The organism is Roseovarius dicentrarchi (assembly GCF_003316635.1).
Lineage (GTDB): Bacteria > Pseudomonadota > Alphaproteobacteria > Rhodobacterales > Rhodobacteraceae > Roseovarius > Roseovarius dicentrarchi.
Genome location: NZ_QNQP01000003.1, coordinates 192833 through 208752 on the forward strand (window position 1 = coordinate 192833; position 15920 = coordinate 208752).

At 64.9% G+C, this 15920-nt stretch carries 16 protein-coding genes; 9 read left to right on the plus strand and 7 right to left on the minus strand.

Annotation, left to right across the window (positions count from 1 at the left end):
* The first annotated feature begins 81 nt into the window (after nucleotides 1-81).
* On the plus strand, nucleotides 82-852 hold the full coding sequence (locus DQ230_RS03490) for a DUF6478 family protein (RefSeq protein WP_113911109.1): 771 nt from the start codon (nucleotides 82-84) through the stop codon (nucleotides 850-852).
* Between the two features lie 15 nt (nucleotides 853-867).
* Complete coding sequence (locus DQ230_RS03495) at nucleotides 868-1245, plus strand: hypothetical protein (protein ID WP_113911110.1); 378 nt, start codon at nucleotides 868-870, stop codon at nucleotides 1243-1245.
* A 42-nt stretch (nucleotides 1246-1287) separates the two neighbouring features.
* On the opposite strand, the gene DQ230_RS03500 is transcribed toward DQ230_RS03495, so the two are convergent.
* Nucleotides 1288-2718, minus strand: a complete 1431-nt coding sequence (locus DQ230_RS03500) for a DNA recombination protein RmuC (protein WP_113911111.1) — start codon at nucleotides 2716-2718, stop codon at nucleotides 1288-1290.
* A gap of 76 nt (nucleotides 2719-2794) precedes the next feature.
* The gene (gene mutL / locus DQ230_RS03505; protein ID WP_113911112.1) at nucleotides 2795-4630 is read right to left on the minus strand and encodes a DNA mismatch repair endonuclease MutL; all 1836 of its coding nucleotides are present in this window, start codon (nucleotides 4628-4630) and stop codon (nucleotides 2795-2797) included.
* 185 nt (nucleotides 4631-4815) lie between these two features.
* Here mutL and DQ230_RS03510 point away from each other — a divergent pair, with 185 nt between their 5' ends.
* On the plus strand, nucleotides 4816-7014 hold the full coding sequence (locus DQ230_RS03510; protein ID WP_113911113.1) for a transglycosylase domain-containing protein: 2199 nt from the start codon (nucleotides 4816-4818) through the stop codon (nucleotides 7012-7014).
* A 76-nt stretch (nucleotides 7015-7090) separates the two neighbouring features.
* On the opposite strand, the gene DQ230_RS03515 is transcribed toward DQ230_RS03510, so the two are convergent.
* Both DQ230_RS03515 and DQ230_RS03520 read right to left on the minus strand, forming a co-directional pair.
* Nucleotides 7091-7696, minus strand: a complete 606-nt coding sequence (locus DQ230_RS03515; RefSeq protein WP_203227987.1) for an MlaC/ttg2D family ABC transporter substrate-binding protein — start codon at nucleotides 7694-7696, stop codon at nucleotides 7091-7093.
* The gene (locus DQ230_RS03520; RefSeq protein WP_238987406.1) at nucleotides 7686-8507 is read right to left on the minus strand and encodes an MlaA family lipoprotein; all 822 of its coding nucleotides are present in this window, start codon (nucleotides 8505-8507) and stop codon (nucleotides 7686-7688) included. Before DQ230_RS03520 ends, DQ230_RS03515 begins: the two co-directional genes overlap by 11 nt.
* 293 nt (nucleotides 8508-8800) lie before the next feature.
* On the opposite strand from DQ230_RS03520, the gene DQ230_RS03525 reads away from it, so the two are divergent.
* From DQ230_RS03525 to DQ230_RS03540, 4 genes are read left to right on the plus strand one after another with little or no spacing between them, the layout of a single operon-like run.
* Nucleotides 8801-9262, plus strand: coding sequence for a RidA family protein (locus tag DQ230_RS03525; RefSeq protein ID WP_113911115.1), 462 nt, complete (start codon nucleotides 8801-8803; stop codon nucleotides 9260-9262).
* Nucleotides 9259-10026, plus strand: a complete 768-nt coding sequence (locus tag DQ230_RS03530) for a glycerophosphodiester phosphodiesterase family protein (protein WP_113911116.1) — start codon at nucleotides 9259-9261, stop codon at nucleotides 10024-10026. The genes DQ230_RS03525 and DQ230_RS03530 overlap by 4 nt, the downstream gene beginning before the upstream one ends.
* A gap of 51 nt (nucleotides 10027-10077) precedes the next feature.
* On the plus strand, nucleotides 10078-11268 hold the full coding sequence (locus DQ230_RS03535) for a GNAT family N-acetyltransferase (RefSeq protein ID WP_113911117.1): 1191 nt from the start codon (nucleotides 10078-10080) through the stop codon (nucleotides 11266-11268).
* Nucleotides 11265-11561, plus strand: coding sequence for a 4a-hydroxytetrahydrobiopterin dehydratase (locus tag DQ230_RS03540; RefSeq protein WP_113911118.1), 297 nt, complete (start codon nucleotides 11265-11267; stop codon nucleotides 11559-11561). The genes DQ230_RS03535 and DQ230_RS03540 overlap by 4 nt, the downstream gene beginning before the upstream one ends.
* Nucleotides 11562-11712: 151 nt before the next feature.
* On the opposite strand, the gene DQ230_RS03545 is transcribed toward DQ230_RS03540, so the two are convergent.
* The gene (locus DQ230_RS03545; RefSeq protein WP_113911119.1) at nucleotides 11713-12201 is read right to left on the minus strand and encodes a peroxiredoxin; all 489 of its coding nucleotides are present in this window, start codon (nucleotides 12199-12201) and stop codon (nucleotides 11713-11715) included.
* A 106-nt stretch (nucleotides 12202-12307) separates the two neighbouring features.
* Between DQ230_RS03545 and DQ230_RS03550 the strand changes: the two genes are divergently transcribed.
* Together DQ230_RS03550 and rsmD are read left to right on the plus strand one after the other, a co-directional pair.
* Entirely contained in the window at nucleotides 12308-13516 is a 1209-nt protein-coding gene (locus DQ230_RS03550) for an NAD(P)/FAD-dependent oxidoreductase (RefSeq protein WP_113911120.1), read from the plus strand.
* Nucleotides 13513-14079: a 16S rRNA (guanine(966)-N(2))-methyltransferase RsmD gene (gene rsmD / locus DQ230_RS03555; protein WP_113911121.1), complete on the plus strand. Its 567-nt coding sequence runs from the start codon at nucleotides 13513-13515 to the stop codon at nucleotides 14077-14079. The genes DQ230_RS03550 and rsmD overlap by 4 nt, the downstream gene beginning before the upstream one ends.
* Nucleotides 14080-14089: 10 nt before the next feature.
* On the opposite strand, the gene DQ230_RS03560 is transcribed toward rsmD, so the two are convergent.
* Nucleotides 14090-14479, minus strand: a complete 390-nt coding sequence (locus tag DQ230_RS03560) for a hypothetical protein (RefSeq protein ID WP_113911122.1) — start codon at nucleotides 14477-14479, stop codon at nucleotides 14090-14092.
* 130 nt (nucleotides 14480-14609) lie between these two features.
* On the minus strand, nucleotides 14610-15872 hold the full coding sequence (locus DQ230_RS03565) for a glycerate kinase type-2 family protein (RefSeq protein WP_275263518.1): 1263 nt from the start codon (nucleotides 15870-15872) through the stop codon (nucleotides 14610-14612).
* Between the last annotated feature and the right edge of the window lie 48 nt (nucleotides 15873-15920).

A 15920-nucleotide genomic window follows, 5' to 3' on the forward strand; every position in this document is an offset into this window, starting at 1 on the left:
TTGTTTCTCAATCGGGCTTAATAATATATAAGCTTCGCTGGGGCAGGTTAGAGCCGACACGGTAAGCTGGGATTCGAATATATGTCGCTGCGCAGCGCTTGGGGGGATGGGATCGTGCACCGGCTGGGGCTGCGGCGCTGGTCGCGCGCCGCGCGCCGCGCCCCGGATATGCCTCTGGCCGAGCTGAGGCGCGAGCGTGCCATGGCGCGTAACCTGCTGCATCCGCTACAGGAAATGGTCGCCGTGGCAGAAAACCGGCTGGCGCTGCCGATGATCGGCTCAAACGCCTTTCCCAAACCGCATGGCACGGATTGGGCGTGGCGCCCGGCGCTTTGGACCCTGCCGCTGGCCCATCCGGGCCTCTCCTCGGCCCCCAGCAAATCCAAGCTGGGCGACGAGCTGACATTGTTTCACGATTGCGCAAGGTCCGAGCTCACATTGCGACAGGTGCGCAACACGCGCGAGGCGGATCTGGCGCCTTACGGGCTGCGCATGGATGTCTTTGCCTTTGATGGATCGTTCCTGTCGGTGGTGCTGGACCTGCCCAAAGACGCCGTCGACGGGTTGAAAAAGCGCCACCTGCTGCGCGTGACAACCATTGTCGAGATGGAAAAACCGTTGGAGATATTTGCCCGGATCAATATCAAACATGGCCCGAATACGGAACAAATCGTGCGGGAACTGCCGCTGAACGAGCAGGAAATCATTGCCGAATTCGATCTGGCCTACAGCAATCTGAATGAAAAACGGATTGAGCGTGTCTGGCTTGACCTGATTTTCGAGAACCCCGAGATGAGCCAGGTTACCTTGCGCGATCTGACGCTCAGCCGCCGCCCCCGCGCAGAATTCTGAGATAGGACGCCCCGCATGAGCAGCTTCAGATTGACCAAGACCCGCCTGTTCGAAGGGGTGTGGGAAGGGCAGCTGACCTATACCGGCGAGGGGCAGATGCAACCCGATATCGAGGTCACTCATCTGGAGCGGCCTGTTGAGGGGGTGGAGCTGACCGAAACCGCAAATGGCGGGGTCTGGACGTTGCGTGTGCAAATCCCGGCCGAAGCCATTGCAGATGGCGTTCAGACCTTTTTGATCCGCGACCGGCGCGAAGGCACCACCCTGAACAGTTTCGCCCTGATGTCAGGCGATGTTCTGGCCTATGATATCCGGGCCGAAATGGCGCTGCTGCGCGAAGAGCTGGACATGCTGAAACGCGCCTTTCGTCGGCACTGTCTGGAAACCACCTAAGCGGCGCGCGCAAGATTTTTCGCGAAAAATCTGGGCCCGGCCTCAGGCGTCATCCTGTACCTGGGCCGTTTGGTCGAATTCATGCGCGGTCAGTCTGCGCGGCTCATATTCGATGGGGTCCGTCTTTTCAATCTTGTCTGCGGACGGCGACACCACTCCAAGCTGCTCGAACTTGCGGGCCGAGGGCAAAACGCGCCCTTCCAGCGATCCCAGCGCCCTGTTGTAGTGATCGACCGATGCGCCCAGCGACCGCCCCACCTTGCCCAGATGTTCGGCAAAGACGCGCAGGCGGTCATAGATTTCCTTGGCCGTTTTTTGAACCTCGACGGCGTTTTCGGCCATTTTATCCTGCTGCCAGCCATAGGCAATCGCCTTGACCAGCGCCATCAGGGTGGTCGGCGTGGCGATCAGCACCTTGCGCTCGAAGGCGTATTCGATCAGCCCCGGATCGGCCTCGGCGGCGGCTGAAACGAAGGTTTCGCCTGGGATGAACATGACCACGAAATCGGGGGTCGTGGTCAGATTATCCTGATAGGATTTCGACGACAGGTCATTGACATGCTTGCGCACCTGCATCGCGTGTTGCTTGATGAACTGGCTCTGCGCGTCGGGTGTTTCCGCTTCCAGCGCGTCCAGATAGGCCGAGAGCGGCGTTTTTGCGTCGATGACGATGCTTTTGCCGCCGGGAATATGCACGATCGCATCCGGGCGGCGCTGGCCCTGATCGGTGTCAAAGCTATGCTCAAGGTCGAAATCGACACGCTCGGACATGCCGGCCATCTCGAACACTTGCCGCAGTTGCATTTCCCCCCAGCGTCCGCGCGTTTTGGGCGCGCGCAGGGCCTGCACCAGGCGCCGGGTTTCCTGCCCCAGGCTGGCCTGGCCTTCGGTCAGCGACAGCACTTGCTGCCGGATCATGCCATACGCCTCGTTGCGGGCCTTTTCGATCTGGCCCATGCGCTCGTCGAATTTCCCCAGCCGCTCGTCCAGCGGTTTGACCAGATCGCTGATCGCGGCATGGCGGCGGTTCAGATCCTCATCCGCCGATTGTTTATGCGTCTTGAAGCGTTCCGAGACCAGCGACAGGAATTTCTCGGAATTGGCCGACAGCGCGCCCGAGGCGAGCGATTGAAACCGGTCCTCCATCTGTTTGCGCATTTCGGCCAGATCGGCCAGCCGCTGCTGGTGGGTTTCCTGAAGGCTCTCCAGCCGCTGGGCCAGCGATGCGGTCTGCACTTGTTCGTCGATCAGATCGGCGCGCAGGGCGTCGATCTGATCCTCCAGCACCGGCACGCGGGCGGCGACCGGCTCAAGCGCGGCAAGTTGCCGGTGGAGGTGGTTTGCCTCCGACAGGTGCGCGCGGGCGCGGCGGGCGGCGACCAGCGCCGCGATGACACACACCAGCGCAAGCGCCGCGGCGCCGATGGCGGCGGCTTGCCACTGGGGCAGGGTCAGATCCAGATAGTGCTGCATGGCGCGCATCCTTGCCGGGGGAACGGTTGCGCCAACTGGGGGCAAACCCTGCCGCACTGCAACCGGCGAAACGGCGTCATGTGCGCCCGAACAGCCGCTCGATATCGCTGAGTTTCAGCGCGACATAGGTGGGGCGGCCGTGATTGCATTGGCCCGATAGCGGCGTTGCCTCCATTTCGCGCAGGAGCGCGTTCATCTCATCCGCCTGCATCCGCCGGCCTGACCGGATGGAGCCATGGCACGACATGCGGCTGAGGATCGCGTCAATGCGCGCGCGCAGGGTATCGCTGCCGCCCTGATCTGTCAGCTCGTCCAGCACATCCAGCAGCAGGGCGCGCGCATCCACATTGCCAAGGATCGCGGGCGTCTCGCGCACGGCGATGGCGCCGCCGCCGAACGGCTCGATGCTCAGGCCAAGGGCGGCCAGATCGGCGGCGGCATCAGTGAGCGTGGCGCAGTCGGCATCGCTCAAATCGACGATTTCGGGGATCAGCAGCGCCTGCGCGGCGATGCCATGCCCCTCCATCTGGCGCTTCAGACGCTCGTAGACCAGCCGCTCATGCGCGGCGTGTTGATCGACGATGACGATGCCTTCGGCGGTCTGGGCGATGATGTAGTTTTCATGCACCTGCGCGCGTGCGGCGCCCAGCGGGGTGTCTGCCGCTGGGGCGGGCGCATCATCCGGCGCAGGTTCGGCGCGGGCGCTGTAGGTGCCGGTCATATCGGCGAAACCCGGCGCCTGGGCGGCATAGCTTGCGGCGCGGGCTTGCGCTGACGGACGGTCCATCTGATAGACGCGCGCGCCGGCGGGTTCGGGCGTGAAGGCGCCCAGCGTGCCCGCCGCAACGGTCGAGGAGGCGCGGTGGCCTGCCTCGGCCAGCGCGTGACGCAGGCCCGAGACGATCAGCCCGCGCACCGTGCCGGGATCGCGGAAACGCACCTCGGATTTGGCGGGATGCACGTTGACGTCGACCAGCTGCGGCGTGCAGTCGATGAACAGCGCCGCCACCGGATGGCGATCGCGGCTGAGCACATCCATATAGCCCGCGCGCAGGGCGCCGATCAGCATCCGGTCGCGCACCGGGCGCCCGTTGACGAACAGGTACTGCGCCACAGCCGCGCCGCGCGAATAGGTCGGCAGGCCGGCGCAGCCGGTCATGTGAAACCCATCCCGCTCGGCGTCGATGCGCATGGAATTATCGGCGAAATCGCGGCCAATGACGCGGGCCAGTCGTGCATGCAACGCATCAAAAAGATCGCCGGTTTCGGCATCCGCGCGAAAGGTCTGCCGCCCTTCGCCGCCGCCGGACACATCGCGCAGGGTAAAGCTGATGGAGGGCTCGGCCATTGCAAGGCGTTTGATCACATCGCCGATTGCCTGCGCCTCGGCCCGGTCGGTGCGCATGAATTTCAGCCGCGCGGGCGTGGCGTGAAACAGATCGCGCAGGGTGATGATGGTGCCGCCGTTCAAGGCAGCGGGACGCACGGCGCCCACCTTGCCGCCGGTCACCGCAATCTCGGCGCCCTCATGCCCGGCGGCGCGGGACGTCACGGACAGGCGGCCCACGGCGCCCAGTGATGCCAGCGCCTCGCCGCGAAAGCCAAAGCTGTGGATGTTCAGCAGATCGCTGCCGTCGATCTTGGAGGTGGCGTGGCGGGCCAGCGCCAGCGGCAGGTCACCCGGCGCCATGCCGCAGCCGTCATCGGTGACGCGGATCAATGTCTTGCCGCCATCGGCGATATCGACGCAGATCCGCCGGGCGCCGGCGTCAATGGCATTCTCCACCAGTTCCTTGACCGCCGAGGCGGGCCGCTCGACCACCTCGCCGGCGGCGATACGGTTGATCGCGGCATCGTTCAGCTGGCGGATGACCGGGCCGGACTGGCCGATATGGGGGGCGTGCTGCATCATGCCACAAGACCTAGCATGGCGGTATTTGATTCGGCCACCCGATTGCCACGTGGCGGCGCGCATCTGCCGGGCCTCATCAAAAATATGTATCCGGGGCTGTGCGGCCTCTACTTTCGCGGTAAAGACGGGTAGGATTGCCCGAAACACGTGGGCAAAACCCCGAAAACCGGCCGGGCAGGGCATAGATGAGCAATTCAGGACGTCGCAAGCCACCTTTGGTGGCCGAAAAGCGCAAACCAAAGTCAAAACCCAAGCCGCCGGCCAAGCCGCGCAGCACCCGCAAATCGCGAAAGCGCGCGGCGCCGCGACGCGGCGGAAACGTCGTGACGCGGGCGATTTTTGGTCTGCTGCACTGGATCTGGCGCATCATCTGGGGGGTCGGCTGGCGGCTGACCGTTGTGGCGCTGTTGCTGCTGGGCGGCGCGGTCGGGTATTATTACAACACCCTGCCCGAGGCATCGGCGCTCCTGGACGGGCGTGCGCGCGGGTCCGTGACGCTGCTGGATCGCGACAGCGATGTGTTCGCCTGGCGCGGGGATCAGTTCGGCGGTGCGGTCAACGCCCAGGCGGTGTCCAAGCATCTGCGTAACGCCGTGATCGCAACCGAGGATCGCCGGTTCTACAAACATCCCGGCATTGACCCCATCGGCATCGCCAGCGCGATCCGCATCAACCTGAGCGAGGGGCGCGGGCCACTTTCGGGCCATGGCGGATCGACCCTGACGCAGCAGACGGCCAAGCTGCTTTGCCTTGGCAACGAATATGTCGAGGCCGACTGGAAGAGCGAGGCGGAATATGTCGCCGATTGCCGCCGCGGGTCGCTGGGCCGCAAGGCCAAGGAGGCGATCTATGCGATGGCGATGGAGGTCAAATACACCAAGGAAGAAATCCTGTCGATCTACCTGAACCGCGCCTATATGGGCGGCGGCGCGTACGGCGCCGAGGCGGCCGCGCAGCGGTACTTTGGAAAACACGCGGCGCAACTTAACCCCGCCGAGGGCGCGATGCTGGCCGGTCTGCTGACCGCGCCATCGACGCTGGCACCGACCAGCAACATTGAGCGCAGCCAGAACCGCGCGTCTGTCGTTGTTGGCCTGATGCGCAATCAGGGCTTCTTGTCCGAATCCGAGGCGGCATTGGCGCTGGCCAACCCGGCCGAGCTGTCGCAGGCGGCCGAGCGGCAGGCCGGCGGCTATTTCGCCGATTGGGTGATGTCGTCGGGGCCGGAGTTTTTTACCCGCGACACCACCGAGGATGTGATCATCCGCACCACGCTGGACCAGCGCATTCAGCGCGCCGCCGAGGCGGGGCTGACGGCAGTTTTCGAGGAAAAGCTGCGCGACGGGTCCAAGGCGCAGGCGGCGGTGGTGGTCATGTCCGCCGACGGCGCCGTGCGCGCGATGATCGGCGGGCGCCAGACCAAGGTGTCGGGCGCGTTCAACCGCGCGACGCAGGCCAACCGGCAGACCGGCAGCAGCTTCAAGCCGTTCGTTTACGCCACCGCGCTGGAGCTGGGATATTCCAGCATGGATACCGTGGTGGACGAGCCTTACTGCATCAACATTGCCGGTTCCGGCAACTGGTGCCCCAGCAACTATAGCAACCGGTTTCATGGCCGGGTGACGCTGGCCGACGCGCTGCAACATTCCTACAACATCCCGGCTGTCAAGGTTGCCGAAAGCGTCGGGCTGGATCTGGTGCGCAAGGTGGCCAGCGATTTCGGTATTCAAAGCGATCTGGCCGCCGGCCCCGCGCTGGCGCTGGGCGCCTCCGAAAGCACGCTGCTGGAAATGACCGGCGCCTTTGCCGGTATCCTGAACGGTGGATCGTCCGTCACGCCCTACGGTCTGGTCGAGCTGAAGCTGCTGGGTTCGGACGAGCCTGTGATGGGCGCCGGCGGCGGCATTGGCGAGCGGGTCATCCGCGAGGATGCCGCGCGCGAGCTGACATGGATGATGAGCCGGGTGATCGACGGCGGCACCGGATCGCGCGCCAAATTGCCGGGCCGCGAGGCGGCGGGCAAGACCGGCACGACGCAGGCGGCGCGCGATGCGTGGTTCCTGGGCTTTACCGCCGATTATGTGGCGGGCGTCTGGATGGGGTATGACGACAACACGCCGCTGACCGGCGTGACGGGCGGCGGCCTGCCCGCCGAAATCTGGCGCGAGGTGATGGTGCGCGTGCAGGAGGGGATGCCAGCCACCCCGCTGCCGATGGATGCGCCCCGCGTGCAGCCTGCACAGCCGCAAGTGGCCGAACAGCCCCAGCAGCCCCAGCCACAGCAGGAATGGCAGGGCAATCAGGGCCGCCAGCAGGTTCCGCAGCAGCAGCAAAACCGCGAAGGGCCGATTGCCAACATCCTGCGCCAGCTCTTGGGCGGATAATCTCGGCCCGTACCCGGAACGCAAAACGCGCGGCCCTTGTTAGGTGCCGCGCGTTTCACTTTGGATATGGGCCGGTTCAGCCCGCCTGACGCAGATCCGCAATCAGCGCGTCAATATTGCCCTGCCGGCGGTCCAGCATCGAGCCGATTTCTGTTCGCTCGCTCAGGCGCAGGCTGATCCCTTCGATCACCATATCGAAAAACAGATCCCGCCCGGACCGGTCCGATACCAGAAACCGCACGTCAAAAGGCGCCTCGCCGCGCAGGTTGACCAGCCCCTTCACCTCGTACCAGGATTTCACGGAGCTGACGCCCTGAACGGTGATCTGGCCGCCGATAAACTCCTTGAACCGTTTGCCGTATTTGCGGGCGATATAGCCGCGGAACGCTTCGGTATAGGCGCGCATCTGCGCGGGGCTGGCGCGGTTGGCATCCGCGCCCAAGGTGCTGCGCGCGATCAGGTCCACATCGGCATAGCGGCGAAAGATCGCCTCGAAGCTGCCCACCATCGAGCCGAGCGATCCGCCACTGGCGATCACGCGGTTAATCTCGCTAACCAGGCCATCGACGAGGCTGCGCGCGCCGGCTTCGGTCAGGGCAAGCGCGCTGCGTGGCAGCGCGCCGATGCAGGCGGCGCCAAGGCTGGCGGCGATCATGCTGCGGCGGGTCAGATTATTGGTCATAGGGATCCTCGAACTCTGCGCTGACGGGGGCGGCGGCAGGTGTGCCGCCAGTGGTGTCATAGGGGTCCAGATAGGCGCCGCTGCCGGAACTTCCCACCTTGTAGCGGCGATTTTGCAGATAAAGCGACCGGGTCGCCGCGTAACTGTCGGCACTGTCATACAGCACGGAATCGATGGATTCGCTGTAACGGCCCCGCCCGCTGAGCGCGCGCGCGCCCCGCGCACCAAGCGCGTAGTAAGCTTCGGGATCCTCGATCGCGTAACCCAGCGGGTTGGTGAACAGATCCACCACACGCCCCGCCGCGGCACGGCTGGTTGACGGGCCAAGCAGCGGCAATTCGACATACGGCCCCTCATGCACGCCCCAGACATACAGCGTCTGGCCAAAATCGGCGTCCGATTTGGCGGGCATGTTCAGATCCGTCGCAACATCAATCAAACCGCCCAGCCCCAGCGTCGAATTGACCAGAAAGCGGTAGAAATCCGATGTCAGGCCAACGCCATTGCCCTGCAAAATGTTGTTCACCATCGCGCCCGGCAACGACAGGTTGGTGGAAAAATTGCTGATCACCGTTTCGACATCGTCGGGCACAAACGCGCTGTAGCCTGCCGCGACGGGACGCAGAACGGCCCGGTCGATACGCTTGTTGCGTTCGTGGTTCAGACGATTCGATTGCTCGTAGGGGTCATAGGGTGCGCCGCGCGTCACCGCCGGGTCGGGCGCCCCGCAGGCCCCCAGCAGCGCCAGCGCCATGGTGAATAGAACAACCCGTGGGGTCCAAGACGCGGAAAAGTCTGGGAATCCTGTCAATGTATCACCTTTGGCCTAATGCGGAACCGCCACCATCGCCGCGGTGCGATTTACTGAAAAAACATGCCGGACCCGGATGATACGGCGATTGTGGCGAAGGACGCTCGTGCAGCACCGCGCACGCGCGCGCGGCAATCGTCATCCCCCAGACTGCGAATTAACGTTTTACCGTTCTGCGCGCAAGCTTGGCATATCGCGCGCGGCGCGGCCTATCCCCTGTTTTTGCCGTTTTCATCCGCCGCACAGCGCGGTAGCGTCCGCCGCGTAGCGACCAACATCAAGGAGCAAGTCAGATGGGTAAGTTTGAGACGAAACTGTCCGAAATGGGTGTCACCCTGCCGGACGCGCCGGCGCCTGCGGCCAATTACGTGCCGTATATCCAGGTGGGCGATATCGTCTATGTGTCCGGGCAAATCTCGCAGGATGCATCGGGCCTGCTGACCGGCAAGCTGGGCGATGACGTGGATGTGGCCGCCGGGGCCGCCGCGGCGCGCGCCTGCGCGATTTCGCTGCTGGCCCAGGTCAAGGCGGCGTGCGGCGGTGATCTGGACCGGCTGGTGCGCGTGGTCAAGCTGGGCGGGTTCGTCAATTCGACGCCCGACTTCACCCAGCAGCCCCAAGTCATCAACGGCGCGTCCGATTTTCTGGCCGAGGCGCTGGGCGATGCGGGTAAACATGCGCGCGCAGCCGTGTCCGCCGCGTCGCTGCCACTGGGCGTTGCGGTCGAGATTGAAGGCATTTTCCAGATCTCATGATGGCCCTCGATCCGGCCTTTCTGCGCGTCCCGCTGGCGCATCGTGCGCTGCACGATCTCAAGGCGGGGCGCCCCGAAAACTCGTGCGCGGCGATCAGCGCGGCGATTGACGCGGGGTATGGCATTGAAATCGACGTGCAGGTGTCTTCGGACGGGGTCGCCATGGTGTTCCATGACGATGATCTGGACCGGCTGACCGATGCCACGGGGCCGGTCCGCGCGCACAGTGCCGCCGGTCTGGCGGGCATCCCGCTGATCGGCTCCGGCGAGGGGATTCCGACCCTGGCCGAGGTGCTGGCGCTTGTCGCCGGGCGCGTGCCGCTCTTGGTCGAGGTCAAGGACCAGCACGGCCAGATGGGCGCCGTGGACGGCGTGCTGGAACGTGCGGTTGCGCGCGATCTGGCCGGATATGACGGGCCGGTTGCGGTGATGTCTTTCAATCCGCACTCGGTCATCGCGTTGAAACAGGCCGCGCCGGATGTGCCGCGCGGCATCGTCAGCTGTGCCTATACCGCCACCGACTGCCCGGAATTGCCCCAAGATGTGCGCGACCATTTGCGCGGCATCCCCGATTTTGATGCGACCGGCGCCTGTTTTATCAGCCATGAATGGGATGATCTGGACCGCCCGCGCGTGGCCGATCTGGCCCGGCAGGGCGCGGCGATCCTGTGCTGGACCATCCGCAGCCCCGAGGATGAGGCTGCCGCGCGGCGCGTCGCCGACAATATCACGTTCGAGCGGTATCTGCCGGGTCCCGCATCTTGAATCGCGCAGCCGAAGGCACAGGTTGAGCCGGGGCAGCAGGGCAAGAGCATCATGGAAACCGGCAGTGACATAACCATCCGCGCGCATGGCGATCTTGGCGCGATTGCCGCGCGCGACTGGGATGCCTGCGCCTGCCCCGAGGCCGCAGGCGGCGGTCGTCCGACCGATCCCTTTACCACCTACCGGTTCCTCAGGGCGCTGGAGAACAGCGGATCTGTCGGGCCGGGCACTGGCTGGCAGGCGCAGTACCTGACGGCCGAGGCGGGCGGGCAGATCATCGCCTGCGCGCCGCTTTACGCCAAGTCGCACAGTCAGGGCGAATATGTGTTCGATCACGCCTGGGGCGATGCGTATCAGCGGGCCGGCGGGCGCTATTACCCCAAATTGCAGATGGCAGTGCCCTTCACGCCCGTCACCGGCCGCCGTTTTTTGACGCGCCCCGGATTCGAGGATGTCGGCCGCGCCGCATTGGTTCAGGGCGCCGTTCAGATTGCCGATGGCAATGCGCTGTCATCGCTGCACATCACCTTTTGCACCGAAGCAGAGGCGCAGGCCGGCGGCGATATGGGCCTGATGCGGCGCACCGGCCAGCAGTTTCATTGGGTGAATGAAGGATACGGCGATTTCGATGCGTTTCTGGCCGCGCTGAGCGCGCGCAAGCGCAAGGCGATTCGCAAGGAGCGGCGCGTTGCGCAGGCGTTTGGCGGCCAGATCGTGCATCTGACCGGTGATGCGATCACCCCCGCGCATTGGGACGCGGTGTGGGAATTTTATCAGGACACCGGCGCGCGCAAATGGGGCACGCCCTATCTGACACGGGCGTTTTTCGATGCCGCGCAGGAGGCGTTGCGCGATGATATCCTGCTGATCTTTGCCATGCGCGGCGGTGTGCCGGTGGCCGGCGCGGTGAATTTCATCGGCGCATCGGCATTATATGGCCGCTATTGGGGCTGCACCGAGGATCACCCGTGCCTGCATTTCGAGCTGTGCTACTATCAGGCGATTGAATACGCTCTGGCCCATGGCCTGGTCCGGGTCGAGGCCGGCGCGCAGGGCGAGCACAAGCTGGCGCGCGGATACCTGCCGGTGGCCACCCATTCGCTGCACTGGATCCGCGACGCGGGCTTTGCCGAAGCGGTGGCGCAATATTTGCGCGCGGAACGCGCCGCCGTGGAGCAGGATATCGAGATACTGACGTCCTATGGGCCGTTCAGGAAACCCCCGAAGGAGGATCACCAATGACCGAGAAACTCAGCGACACGGCGCGCACCACCATGATCGACCCGCTTTTGAAAGACGGCTGGAGCATGGTGGAAGGGCGAGACGCGATCACTAAGGACTTCAAGTTTGCCGATTTTGCCGACGCGCTGGGCTGGATGGTGCGGGTCGGCGTCTGGGCCGAGAAATGGAACCATCATCCGGAATGGAGCAACGTTTACAACAAGGTGTCCGTGACGCTTGCGACGCATGATGTGGACGGTCTGAGCGCGCTGGACGCAAAGCTGGCCCGCAAGATGGATAATCTGGCGGGCTGATCCGCGCGGGGCACGAAAATTCGCGAATTTTCGGGGGCTGTGTGGCGGGCGGCGGCGCATGTGATTTGCGCCGCCGCTGGGTTGTGGGGCCGGACAGGGGCTTTGCCCCTGACCCCAGGATATTTTCAGCAAGAAGAATGGCAGGGCCGCGTCAGATCGCGTCGAGCAGCGCCTCGCCTGCGGAGACGTTGCACTGGCCAGGGTTTTCCTCTTCGTGCAAGAGGGTGATCGTGCCGTCGTCGACGATCATCGCATAGCGTTTTGAGCGGTCGATCAGGCCCGCCGGGGGTGCGGTGAAGTCCATGCCCATCGCCTTGGTGAAGGTGCTTTCGGCGTCGCCGAGCATGGTGATGCCGGCGGCGGTGGCGCCGGTTGCCTCGCCCCAGGCGCCCATGACGAAGGGGTCATTGACCGAAATGCAGATGATTTCATCCACGCCCTTGGCGGCGAACTGATCGGCGGTGCGGATGAAGCTGGGCACATGCGCTGTGGTGCAAACGCCGGTATAGGCGCCCGGCACCGCAAAGATCACCAGCTTGCGGCCCGCCGCCCTGGCGTTCAGATCGACGGGTTCGGGACCGTCTGTGCCAAGTTGGGTAAGCGTGGCCTTGGGCAGTTTGTCGCCTTTGGAAAGGGGCATGGTGGCATCCTGACTGTTGATTGCACTGATATGCCCAATCGATATAGGTTATGCGCTGTCGGGGCCAACTGAAAACGCTGGCGCCCCTAGCAGGCAGGAGCAGGACATGCCGGATATCGTCGTTATCGGTGCGGGGCAGGCCGGCGCATCGCTGGTTGCGCGGTTGCGCAGTGGCGGGTTTGACGGCGCGATCACCCTGATCGGGGAAGAAGCGGTGCCGCCCTACCAGCGCCCGCCTCTGTCCAAGGGGTATTTGCTGGGCGAGATGGCGCTGGAGCGGCTGTATCTGCGGCCCGCGCGATATTACGAGGAAGCGCAGATTGATCTGCGGTTGAACGCGCGGGTTGACCGTATCGATCCGGCTGCGCGGCATGTACATGTGGGGGATGAGGTTTTGCCCTACGACACGCTGGTATTGACCACGGGATCTGTGCCGCGCCGTTTGCCTGCGGCGATTGGCGGGGCGCTGGACGGTGTTCATGTGGTGCGCGGTCTGGAGGATGTAGATGCGATGGGGCCGCGCTTTGGCCCCGGTGCCAAGGTTCTAATCGTCGGGGGCGGCTATATCGGGCTGGAGGCTGCGGCGGTTGCGGCCAAGAAGGGCCTTGATGTGACGCTGGTCGAGATGGCGGACCGTATCCTGCAACGCGTGGCCGCGCCCGAGACGTCGGATTTCTTTCGCAAGTTGCATCGCGCGCATGGTGTCGATATCCGCGAGGGTGTCGGGCTGGACCGGTTGCTGGGTGAGGGCCGCGTGACCGGTGCGCGGCTAAGCGACGGGTCCGAGATTGACGCCGATTTCGTGATTGTCGGGGTTGGCATCGCGCCTGGCACCGCACTGGCCGAGGCGGCGGGGCTGACGATCGACAATGGCATTGCGGTGGACGCCCAGGGACGCAGCAGCGATCCGGCGATCTGGGCGGCGGGGGATTGCGCATCGTTTCCGTATCGTGAGGGGCGGTTGCGGCTGGAAAGCGTGCCGAACGCCATTGATATGGCGGAATGTGTGGCAGACAACATCATGGGGGCTGGCAAGCCATATGTGCCGCAGCCGTGGTTCTGGTCCGATCAGTATGACGTCAAGTTGCAAATTGCCGGGCTGAATATCGGCTATGACCGCGTCATCACCCGGCCGGGCAGCAGCGATGGATCCGCGTCGTTCTGGTATTATGCCGGGGACCGTCTGCTGGCGGTGGACGCCATGAACGAGCCGCGTGCCTACATGGTTGGCAAGCGGCTGATCGATGCGGGAAAATCACCGCCCGCAAGTGCTGTGGCGGATCCCGGCACCGACCTCAAGTCGCTGCTGAAATGAGGATCATCGCCGGAGAGGCGCGGGGCCGCCGCCTTGCCGCGCTGGGCAAGGGGGATGCCGGCGCGCAGCTGCGCCCGACATCGGACCGGGTCCGCGAAAGCCTGTTCAGCGTTCTGACCGGGCTGGACGTGATCGAGGATGCTGTCGTGCTGGACCTGTTTGCCGGCACCGGCGCGCTGGGCCTTGAGGCGCTGTCGCGCGGGGCAGCATCGGCGCAGTTTGTCGAAAGCGGGCGGACCGCTTTGGGGCTGTTGGACGAAAACATCCGGCTGACCGGAATGCAGGACCGCAGCACGGTGGCGCGCCGTGACGTGCGGCGGTTGGGCACCGTATCGGGCGCGCCTGCAACGCTGGTGTTCATGGATCCGCCATATGGGCGCGGTTTGGGCGAGGCGGCGCTGGACGCCGTGATCGCGGGGGGCTGGCTGGCGCCCGGCGCGCTGATTGTGTGGGAAGAAAGCGCCGCGATTACGCCAAGGCCGGATTGCGCCCTGCGCGACAGGCGCCGGTACGGCGACACGCAGATTTCGTTGTTGGACTGGACGGGTGGCGCCGCGCGCTGATCGGCGGCGTTCAGAAGTCCAGCGCGCGACCTTCGAGAACGTAGAACGGGTAGGCTTTGCCGTCCTTCACCCATGCAAAGCCGCCATCGGTGCGCATGATGTTGTAACCGGTCCAGCCGATTGCATCGAAAAAGCTTTCGTATTCCTGGCTGTCCGGGTTGACGCGCCATTTTCCGGTTAATGTGTCGGAATTGGCCGGGGCAAAGATGGTTGTTCCATCATCTGCGAAATAGGATTTGTAAGTGGTTCCGTCCCAGACCCCTTCGGCGGTATTGCCTGACAGAAGGCGCGTGATTTCGTCGGCGGTCATCTGGGCGTCCTGTGCCAGCGCTGGCGCGGTGAACCCGGTCAGGGCAAAACCGCAGATGGCGGTGGCTGTCAGGAAAAAGCGACGTCTCATGGCAGTGATGTCCTTTTGCTACGGGCAACGCCGGACTCGCGATTCGCGGGCTTGCGCTACCTTTGGGCAACGTAGCGCAGGGGAGGGCATTTTCAAGCGAGCTGTCACGCGCCGACGCTGGCAGGTCCGATCAGGCAGGTCCGATCAGGATCGCCCGAAAATCATTGACGTTGGTCAGCGTCGGCCCCGTCACGACCTGCGCCCCCAGCGCGGCAAAGAAGCTGTGCGCGTCGTTTTCAGCCAATGCCGCTGCGGGATCGGCGCCGCGCTGCGCGGCTGTTTGCAGGGTTTCGGGGGTGATCACGGCGCCGGCAACTTCGGCGGCGCCATCGACGCCGTCGGTGTCGCAGGCGATGGCGTGGATGCCGGGCGCGCCGTTCAGGTGGAGCGCGAGTGCCAATGCGTATTCGGCGTTCGGCCCGCCAACCCCGGCCCCCCGCCGCGTGACCGTCAGCTCGCCCCCCGAGAGCAGCAGGATGGGCGCATCGCCCGGTGCCATGGCGGCCTGCGCATCCAGCGCCTGCTGTGCGTGATCGGCGGCCACCTCGCGCGCTTCGCCTTCCAGATCATCGGCGCCGATGCGCACGTCCAGCCCGGCCGCGCGCGCCATATCGGCTGCGGCGGCCAACGATTGCGACGGTGCGGCGTAGATCACGTTTTGCGCATGGGCAAGACGTGGATCGCCGGGCGGAACGGCATCGCCCGGCCCCGACAGTGCAGCCGTGACAGAGGCCGGGATGTCGATGCCATAGCGCGTCAGGATCGCCGCGGCGTCTTGTGGCGTGCTGCCCTCGGCCACGGTTGGGCCGGATCCGATCATGGCAGGATCATCGCCCGGCACGTCCGAGATCATCAGCGCCAGCATCTGCGCGGGATGAGCGGCGGCCGCCAGCCGCCCGCCTTTGACGCGGCTCAGATGTTTGCGCACCATGTTCATCTGGCCAATCGGCGCGCCCGACGACAAAAGCGCCTGATTGACCGCCTGTTTTTCGGCCAGGGTGATGTTGCCAGCAGGCGCCACCAGCAGCGCCGATGCCCCGCCGGAAATCAGCGCCAGCACGAAATCGCCCTCGCCTGCCTGCGCCACCAGTGCCAGCATTTCCGCCGTTGCCGCCTGCCCGGCGGCGTCCGGCACCGGGTGGGCCGCCTCGACGATGCGCACGCCCTGGCAGGGGCGCGCATAGCCGTAGCGCGTGATCACCAGCCCCTCGCACGGGCCCCATGCCGCCTCTACCGCTTCGGCCATGCGGGCCGATGCCTTGCCCGCGCCGATGACCAGAACGCGCCCCTCGGGGCGAGGCGGCAGGGATGCGGCCAGGCTCTGCATCGGGTCCGCCACCTCGACCGCGCGGTCGAACAGGCGGCGCAGGAGCGTTGTTGGGTCATCTGTCACGGGATCGGCCTTTCGCTAGTCATTGTGGGCATGTTAGCGATCACAGGG